Source organism: Polynucleobacter sp. 35-46-11 (assembly GCF_002281105.1).
The window spans coordinates 1-8,928 of the sequence record NZ_NCFJ01000076.1; the positions used below are offsets into that span (position 1 = coordinate 1).

6 protein-coding genes are annotated in these 8,928 nt (G+C 48.7%); 5 read left to right on the plus strand and 1 reads right to left on the minus strand.

Features of this window, described 5'->3' with window-relative positions:
* From B7Y67_RS07640 to B7Y67_RS07650, 3 genes are all read left to right on the plus strand, one after another.
* Positions 1-307: dTDP-4-dehydrorhamnose 3,5-epimerase family protein (locus B7Y67_RS07640; RefSeq protein WP_293598127.1), on the plus strand; the 307-nt coding region annotated here is incomplete at its 5' end.
* Positions 308-454: 147 nt separating this feature from the next.
* Positions 455-1,810: a class I SAM-dependent methyltransferase gene (locus tag B7Y67_RS07645; RefSeq protein ID WP_293598128.1), complete on the plus strand. Its 1,356-nt coding sequence runs from the start codon at positions 455-457 to the stop codon at positions 1,808-1,810.
* Positions 1,807-4,905, plus strand: a complete 3,099-nt coding sequence (locus B7Y67_RS07650) for a glycosyltransferase (protein ID WP_293598129.1) — start codon at positions 1,807-1,809, stop codon at positions 4,903-4,905. The genes B7Y67_RS07645 and B7Y67_RS07650 overlap by 4 nt, the downstream gene beginning before the upstream one ends.
* Here the strand turns inward: B7Y67_RS07650 and B7Y67_RS07655 are convergent.
* Entirely contained in the window at positions 4,902-7,079 is a 2,178-nt protein-coding gene (locus tag B7Y67_RS07655; protein ID WP_293598130.1) for a glycoside hydrolase family 99-like domain-containing protein, read from the minus strand. The genes B7Y67_RS07650 and B7Y67_RS07655 overlap by 4 nt on opposite strands.
* A 185-nt stretch (positions 7,080-7,264) precedes the next feature.
* On the opposite strand from B7Y67_RS07655, the gene B7Y67_RS07660 reads away from it, so the two are divergent.
* Both B7Y67_RS07660 and B7Y67_RS07665 read left to right on the plus strand, forming a co-directional pair.
* Entirely contained in the window at positions 7,265-8,335 is a 1,071-nt protein-coding gene (locus B7Y67_RS07660) for a glycosyltransferase family 2 protein (RefSeq protein ID WP_293598131.1), read from the plus strand.
* Between the two features lie 47 nt (positions 8,336-8,382).
* Positions 8,383-8,928, plus strand: a 546-nt coding sequence (locus B7Y67_RS07665; protein ID WP_293598132.1) for a glycosyltransferase, incomplete at its 3' end; no start/stop codon positions are given.

The following is an 8,928-nucleotide window of genomic DNA, read 5'->3' on the forward strand; positions in this document are numbered from 1 at the left end:
CGTATTCGATGTGGCGGTCGATATTCGCAAACATTCTGCCACCTTCGGGCAATGGGTGGGGGTTGAGCTTTCGGCAGAAAACCATCGCCAGCTTTGGGTACCCGCCGGTTTTGCCCACGGGTTTTTAGTGCTAAGTGAAACCGCCGACTTTTTATACAAAACCACCGATTATTACGCACCCGAGTATGAGCGCTGTATTCTTTGGTGTGACCATGAACTGTCGATTAGTTGGCCCGAAATTCAGCCTGTCTTGTCCAGCAAGGATCAAATGGGCTTGGGCCTAGCGGCTGCAGAGTTATTTTCCTAAGTTCAGGAAATGAGGGTAAGTTTGGGTAGGATCACTCAGAAGCGTGGCATGAGTGAATCCAAATGGTTGCCTTAAAACTTGCTATTAAATTTCGCTTTAATTCATTCATGGAGTTATTCGTCGATGTCCCATCAGTGTCTCGTCATTTTGGAATCTGGAACAAGTAGCCCAGTTGAAAATAGCTTTAATCTTGAGGTTTACTTCGATTCTCACTTATCAGACCGTGAAGTTCGTCCTGAAATTGAGACGAGAAACCACTTTGTCGTTGCAGTGTCAGAGGTGAAACGCCCTATTCGTGGTGAATTTGGCGAGCAGGTTCTCAATAGATTTTTTACCGAGCAGTATTTGCGAGTTCGCCCCAAATTTGTTTACATCGTTTTAGTTTGCGGTGCGACTTTAGACCTAATTCGCTTGGCTAAGATTTTTGGATCAAAAGTGCTTGTTAAGCGGCCGGAAATAAACCAATTACCGGCTAACAATTCTAGAGCTCTTGATTGGTTGTCTGGCGCCATATCTTCTTCTGACGTTTTGGTAGGTGATTGGGTTAGTGGTGTTGATCCCAGCGTTATTCCTCAGGACTGGCGGGGTAGTGTTTTGTGCGTGGATCAAGTGTCTGATTGGATGCTCAAGCAATCAACAGACACTGAACCGACATTAAATAAAAGTTTTGACTATGGATTATATGAGTTCGGACTTCGTGATCATGGCTTGCTGAGAGATATGCAGAGCGGAGTGGTTAGTTTTTTCAGTGAATCAAAACGAGTCCTAGATTTGGCATGTGGCGCTGGGATATTCCTTGACCTTCTTGCCGAGTCGGGCATTGTTGCTGAGGGCGTAGAACGGAACCCTGCTCTTGTTAAATATGCACGGGACATAGGATTTCAGGTGCATGAATCTGATGCATTTGAATTTCTCCAAAAAGTATCGACAGCGCCAGTAAAATATGACGGAATCCATTGTTCTCATTTTATTGAGCATCTGCCAATTGCTGCAGTTGAGGAGTTGATACAACTTCTTTATGACGCTTTGGGTGAAGGCGGAATTTTAGTGCTGATTTTTCCAGATCCTGAGTCTATTCGCAGTCAGTTGCTGGGATTTTGGCGTGATCCTGAACATGTTCGATTTTACCATCCCGATTTAATAGAAATTATGGCGCGCGCGGTTGGTTTTGAACCTGTTTACAGTAATCAAAAGGCTGTTCAACGAGATGTGATTGGCTTTCCGATGCACATGCGAACCTGGCCAACTATTTCGTCTAAAACCAGTGAGGTTCAGCAATCGGATACGGTTATTAGAAATAAGTGGTGGCGAAAATTATTTAATCGATTTGATATCAAGAGTGAAGTAATTCGGAAAGAAAATGAGTGGTTGCGGCAAAGAGTTGAGATTTTAGAAGCGCGCTCACAGGCGAGTGAGCAAATTGTAAAAACTTTATGGACAGTAAACCAAACTTGGGCTTGGGACGATAATGCAACCCTTTGTTTGAGGAAGCCTTCACAATGAATGAAGCATCAGAGCGGAGCTTGCCGATTGATATTATCGTGCCAGTTTACAGAGGGTTTTCTGAAACGCGCCGTTGCATTGAATCCGTATTGGCAGCGCCGGTACGAGCCGATTTTGAGCTGGTCGTAATTGAGGATAAATCCCCGGAAGTCGAACTGGTCGAGTACCTCGGTTCACTATCTGAGCGCGGCCTCATCACCCTGCTGAAGAATACTGAAAATCTAGGTTTTGTATCAACAGTCAACCGAGGCATGCAACTCCATCTGGAACGGGATGTTTTGTTGCTGAACAGCGACACCGAAGTGGCAAATGACTGGCTTGATCGCATTCACGCGGCGGCCTATTCCGCCGAAGAAATTGGCACGATAACCCCGTTTTCAAATAACGCGACCATTTGTAGTTATCCCTATTTTAATGGCGCTGGCAACGCGAATTTGCCGAGTGGCCTCACTTTGGCTGAGCTTGATGGTTTGGTTTCGAAAGCTAATGCCGATCAAACAGCGGAGATTCCGACTGCCGTTGGTTTTTGCATGTTCATCAAGCGCGCCTGCTTGAATGAAGTCGGTTATTTTGATGCGAAACGGTTTGGTCGTGGTTACGGCGAAGAAAATGATTTCAGCCGTAATGCTGCTTTGCTTGGTTGGCGCAACGTGCTGGCAGCAGATGTCTATGTGTTTCATGCAGGAGGGGTGAGCTTTGGCACAGAGCAATCTGTCCTCCAAAAAAGTGCGCTGGCTACTTTGTTAGATAAACATCCTGATTACTTGTACACCGTTGACGCTTTCGTTCGGGTTAATCCATTGCGGATTTATCGCTCTGGGATTGACACGGCACGCGGCACGTTGAATGCTAATCAAGCTTTGTTGGTGCAGCAAGAGCAAGCGTTAGAGAGTAGCGCTAATCCAACTGCGCAAATCAAGGTGTCAGGTGGTGTGCGTTTGCACATCGCGCATAGCTGGGGAGGGGGAATTGAACGATGGGTTGACGATTTTGTTACCGTCGATACGCAACCGAATTTCATCTTGCAATCAGAGACAGATCCAAATGCGGCTGGGGCTGCTTTATCTCTTTGGATGGCGTGGGCTGGAAAGAAAACGAAAATAGCCCTCTGGCATTTAGCCACCCCAATTCGTGCAACGGAAATTCATCATCCGGAATATGCGGCGATTTTGCGTGACTTGGTCGATAAACTGGCGGTGCAGTCGCTGTTTGTTTCCTCATTGATTGGTCATGCGCTGGATGTGTTTGCATTGCGATTGCCTACGATTGTGATCCTGCACGATGTATATCCGTTCTGTCCGGCTTTCTTCGCTCATTATGCCGGTGCTGCATGTACACGCTGTGACGTGAACTCGTTACGCACCTGTCAGCAAGACAACCCGATGTATTACTTTTGGCATGATACTCGGCCTGAGTGGTGGGTCGCTTTTCGCGGGGAATACGCGATGGTTATCGCGGCACCTTGGGTGCAGTTGGTTGCACCCACGCACGTGGCATGGGCCAGGTGGCAGCAATTGTTGCCCGCGATTGCTAATTTGCCGTGCACGATCATCGGTCATGGCATTGATGTGCTGCCGCGTACTTTAAATTCAAGCCTTGCTTCCGGCCAGCGCTTGCGGGTGGTCATTCCCGGGCGTTTGGTTGAGCACAAAGGGCTGAGTTTGGTTGCAGAGTTATTGCCGAAACTGATGAATTTTGCCGATGTTTTCTTGCTTGGCTGTGGCGGGAAAGGCTGGGCTTTTGTCGATATGCCGCAGGTTAAGATTGTTTTTGATTATCCGCGTGGAGAATTGGCCGACAAAATTGCCGAATTTCGTCCTGATTGCGCCTTGCTGCTGTCGATTGTGCCAGAAACATTTTCGTACACATTGAGTGAGATGCAGGCACTCGGCGTGCCTGTGGTGGCGACGAATCTGGGCGCTTATCGAGAGCGCATTGAACATGATGTTACCGGCTGGCTCGTTGAGCCAAACGTCGAATCGATTTTAAACCTGTTGCGGGTGCTTGATGCTCAGCGTGCGCAAATCCAAACAGTAATGCAGTATTGGCAGATGCATCTACCGACTTCGATTCGCACTATGCTTCGGCAATATTTGACGCTTTTGCCGTCGTCGGTCGTGTCGGCGCGTCATAGTGGTTTTGTTGATGGCGTAGCGCAACGCGTGCAGCAATTGCAACAAGATGTTTGGGTGTTAGACGAAGCTGGCCAACACCAGAAGCAAGAGTTTGAGGTCGCGTTGGCCAGTGCCGAGCATCGAGCTTCGCTCGCTGAGCATCATTTAAGCGTGCAGACCACGCTATCTGCTGAGTTGTTCGAGAGTCAGCAACGGCTCTTAGGCTCGCGCTCGTGGCGACTGACGGTGCCAATACGGTGGTTAGGCAGTCAAGTCCGCGTGTTGCGAAATAGGCTATCGAGTCGGCATGATCACGCGCAGTCTGTGGGTTTGCCCTCACCGGTGGTGGTGGCTTTGACTGGCTCGGCTTCTGAGGATTCGAGTGTGCCTATTCAGGGTGCGCCGGATATTTCCTCAACCTCGCGTCGCTATGATGTAAGCCGAGCTGAATTATGTACGCTAAGCGGCCTGCCTTTGGCGACAATTTGGCTTGGTCTGGATGATCCATCACCTGCTGATTTGTATCCTTTCACTCTGATTGAGTTTATCAAAGCTAGCTGCAAGCACTCGAATGCCATTCGTTTTTTTATGAGTGATGCCGCTTTTGAGCAGGTACGGCACAGCGAAGTCGGAGCGGCGATTTACCAACTGTTGACGCAGCGAGTAATTATTCGCACTCCTGCAGAATGGGATAAGTTAGGTAGGCAGTTCTCTGGCGATTGCATGGTGATTTTTAGTAATTTAAAACAGCAGATGGCTTCTGCGGCATGCGCTTTGTTGCGCTCGGGGTGCTTCTTGATTTTATGGAATGATAATCAGGCAGATATTTTGTTGCCAGAAAGCGCACAAATCGGCCGGGTCATGGATTCGGACTGGCAGGAGGCGGCTTTGCAACTAATGGCTTGGTTGGCTACAGATTTTGTTGAGCGGCAAGCAATAGCCAAGCAGTCTCAAACATTGCCTCTCTGTAACGATTGCTAATTTTCAGATGCTTTCGCGTAGGCATACTCTTTTAAAAACTGAGAAAATGGCTGGCAGGGGGCGCTGCTATCGGCCATAAAATAGCCCACTTTCCAAGCAGCGATGCCAAAGCAGCGCTCAAGCGCATGCGCGAGTGTGCCATCGACTTGTCCGGCTTCTGTTTCAAAATCTGTTTCGGTTAAGTTCATCTCTAAGATTTTTTTGGCCGCAGCCGGGCGCAGATAAAACATGGAGCCCGCCGCGAATAACTCGTCTTCGGGATTGACGCGGATGCCATCCATTTGTGAAGTTAGTTTTTGCACAGTGGCTGAATTCGCGCCCCAGTAGGTTGTGAGCGGGAGAATATGGCCTCTGGGTGCCACAATTCCTAAATCGGTTGAGGTTTTGAAGGCCTCGAAAATCTGTTGTGCCCGTTCGGGATTTAACAGTTGAGTAAGCATTTCTGTGCGCCACCGATCACCATCACTGCGATGTAACGAACGCTTGGTATGGAGTTTCAAAACAATGTCTTCGGGTAGAATCTCGGTTTGTAGTGTTTTGATAAAGGGCAAGATATCCCGCCCATGATTGGGATGTGAGTTGATCTTCGCCGTTAGTTGCGCGTTATTAAGATGCCGTTCAATTTCGGGTATATGGTCTTTGGGTGCTGTGATGATGAGTCGATAGGGAATCTGCCAGTCACACAAATAGGCAAAAATCTCTGGAAGGAGCTCGGGGTAAAAAGCGTGAATAACGACACAAACATGAGTTGTCGCCACCGAATGAGGCTGCGGCTTCAATAAAGCCTGTTTGGTGGCGTTAAGGTATGCGTAACCGTGACGTCGATCAGGTTCTAAATGCGCTCCTTCCGCCCATTCATTCCAGGCATTGATAAATACTAATGATTCGCCTAGAACCGGGTGTTTTTCGGCGAAGTGCATGGCGGATCGCAACCACGCGCGATATTTTGAGGGACTGGTATTGGCCATGGTGTAACCGCGTCCGGGTTTGCGCGCTTCATTGTCCCATGATGGGCAAACTCCGCGAATGAGGGGGAATTGAGGGGCAGGTTCACTCAGCGCCTGATCAATAATCGCGTCGTAATCTACGATATAGCCTCGGTAGTTCGGGTTGATAATGTCGAGCGACTGGTTAATAGGGGGAATACCCTGCCCAATTTTGTGTGGCGGGAACTCGATCGCTGCGTCAAAGCCATTTTTTAGGGGATCATGCTGATCGAATTGCACCATGCTGAGAAACAATTCACCAATGCCGACTTCGCGGCAATAGGTACGCCAACGCAGTAATGTCGCCGTTGCATCGGGTAATAGGGATGGGCGATAAACTATAATTACCGGACGTCCGTTAATCCGAATGTATCGGGGGTCAAGAAGTAGCGGTATAAGTGTCTCGATAAAGGCGAGATCATCTTCGGGGCTGTAATTCTGGGCGATGAGAATGTCGTCGTCCATGCCATCCCAGCGGCGTGTCCAGTTCTCGTTGGCCCAGCATATACAGAATGGCAGGTGTATATCTGAGTCAATTAGTTGCTTGAGCGGGAGATCAAGTAGTTTCTTGCCAGCAAACCAGTAGTAGTGGAAACAAAATCCCTCAATGCCGTACAGCTTGGCAAGCTCAGATTGTCGGCGCATGACCTCAATTAGGCGCAAATCATAAAATCCGAGCTCACCCGGTAAATGCGGTTGCTCGTGTCCGATAAATTGTGGAACCGCTTTGGATACGTTTGTCCATTCGGTGAAGCCTCGGCCCCACCAAGTATCATTTTCAGGGATGGGGTGAAATTGCGGTAAATAGAATGCAATCGCCCTCGCTCCGAGTTGGGTTGCGTCGACTTCCTCCGTGGCGATCGGGACGAAGCTGGTTTGACTGCGTTGTGGGATTTCTAAAATTGCATCAATGTATTTTGTATAACGCGTAAGAGTGATATTCGAATTCGGATATTCGTTGCCTTTCTTTAAGGTAAGGTTGGATTCTTGTCCCTTGAACTGCAGCCATGCTCGATAACTGTTCGTTTTTTTCAGTAGCGGCGCAAAGAGTGTGAAAAATGTGTCCTTGAGCCAATTTTTGTTAGCGAAGGAGATCGGTAGGGCAATATAAATTCGACGCATCCAGGTGCCGACTATTTTTTTTATTCGACCCAAGAGACTGGGCGTAGATGCATGGATTTCGGGCATAAGGCGTTTGTTATACTGACATGAGGTACTGGTGTTAGCACAGATCCGTTCTTCAAGTGCCGAACGGGGCTTGGCTCCGTTGATTGAGCAGCCTTCAAGGCAACGAAATCGCCTGATATGATAGCAATGAATTTGATTGAAACAAAAAATTGCAAGTTTGAGGTTTATGACTTTGGTGAACGCTGGTGAATGAACTTAGCTTTGATGCGTCGCATCCTGCGCGTATGCCGTGTAATTTGCAAGATCGAGACACGATCTTCATTCTGCTCGCTACTTATAATGGCGCAACGTTTTTGCAAGCCCTACTGAACAGTTTAAATGATCAGGATGATGCTAATTGGATACTCTTGGTACGGGATGACGGCTCAACCGATCAGACCCGTCAATTTTTGCAAATTTTTGCCCAAACGCAACCTAAAATGCGTTGGGTTTTAGATAATTTTGGTCGATTAGGCGTGACAAAAAGTTTCGAGCACTTAATGCGCGCGGCTCTTGGGCAGGGTGCTAACTTCTTTGCCCTTTGTGATCAGGATGACGTTTGGTTGCCAAGGAAACTTGCCGAGCTTCGAGCCGCTTTGTGCCATGATCAGGAGGGTGGTTTTCAAGCCATTGATCCAGAACCTGCTTTGGCTTATTCCGACCTGACGGTAGTGGATGCAGATTTGAAGTTGAAATCGCATTCATTTTTCAAGATGAATCATTCAGGGGGCGCATGGCGGAATCCGAGTTATTGGTTGCTTTCGCATAATTTGGTACCTGGCTGCGCCATGCTGGGCAACCGAGCCTTGATTGAGCGGAGTTTGCCGTTTCCGAATGAGTCGGTCATTCATGATTGGTGGCTTCTGCTCTGCGCCGCAAGCATGGGGCGCGTAGCCGTGGTGGATCATCCTCTGATCTTGTATCGCCAGCACGGTCAGAATACGATTGGTGTGCAATCTCTGGGGCAGAAAATGTGGAAATTTTTGACGGGGCTATCATTGCAGTGCACGGAAAAGCAAAGCATATTTGTGGCATCGGTTCTGCAGGCGGGTGCATTGAGCCGACGGCTAAAACCGGAACTTGAGCAAGAGCGACGCTGGCGTGATGTGATTGCCGCCATGTCTGCTGGATTGCTGGCTTCCAGTCGCTGGCGACGCCTTTGGGCTGTCTTTTTTGGCCAAGTTCGTCGTGTAGGGCTAGCTCGAAATGTGCTGTTGATTTGTACAGTCTGGCGCTTGCGCACAGTACCCAAGCTACAGGGTGGAACACAAAATTAAATGCGCCTCTACGCACGCTTATTAGCTCAGCGTGATGTGAGAATTAAATGGAACCGATATCCTTGGTCATTGCAGTTTTTGTTCCCGTTCTGAATGCAGCCCTCGTCTTGGACGAGTTGCATTTTCATTTAAGCGAACAATCCCCACGGGTGGCCTGTCGATTGCTTATTGATTCCCAATCTAGTGACAATTCGGTTAGCCGTGCCCGAGCCTTAGGTTTCAAGGTTCATTCTATCCCGCGCACCCAATTCAACCACGGTGGCACGCGCCAATGGGCGGTTGAGTTGCTGCCCGATGCCGACATTATTGTGTTTATGACGCAAGATGCAATTTTGGCCAATGCGTTCGCTCTTGAAAATTTAGTAAGGGCGTTTGATGACCCCGATGTGGGGGTGGCTTACGGGCGCCAATTGCCCCATAACGATGCCAAACCGCTGGGATCGCACGCGCGGCTGTTTAATTACCCCGATAAAAGTTATGTGGCCACCTTGGCTGATCGGGAGCGTATGGGGATTAAAGCCGCGTTTTCATCGAATTCATTCGCGGCGTATCGGCGCTCGGCGCTAATGGCGGTGGGTGGGTTTCCGCGCAAT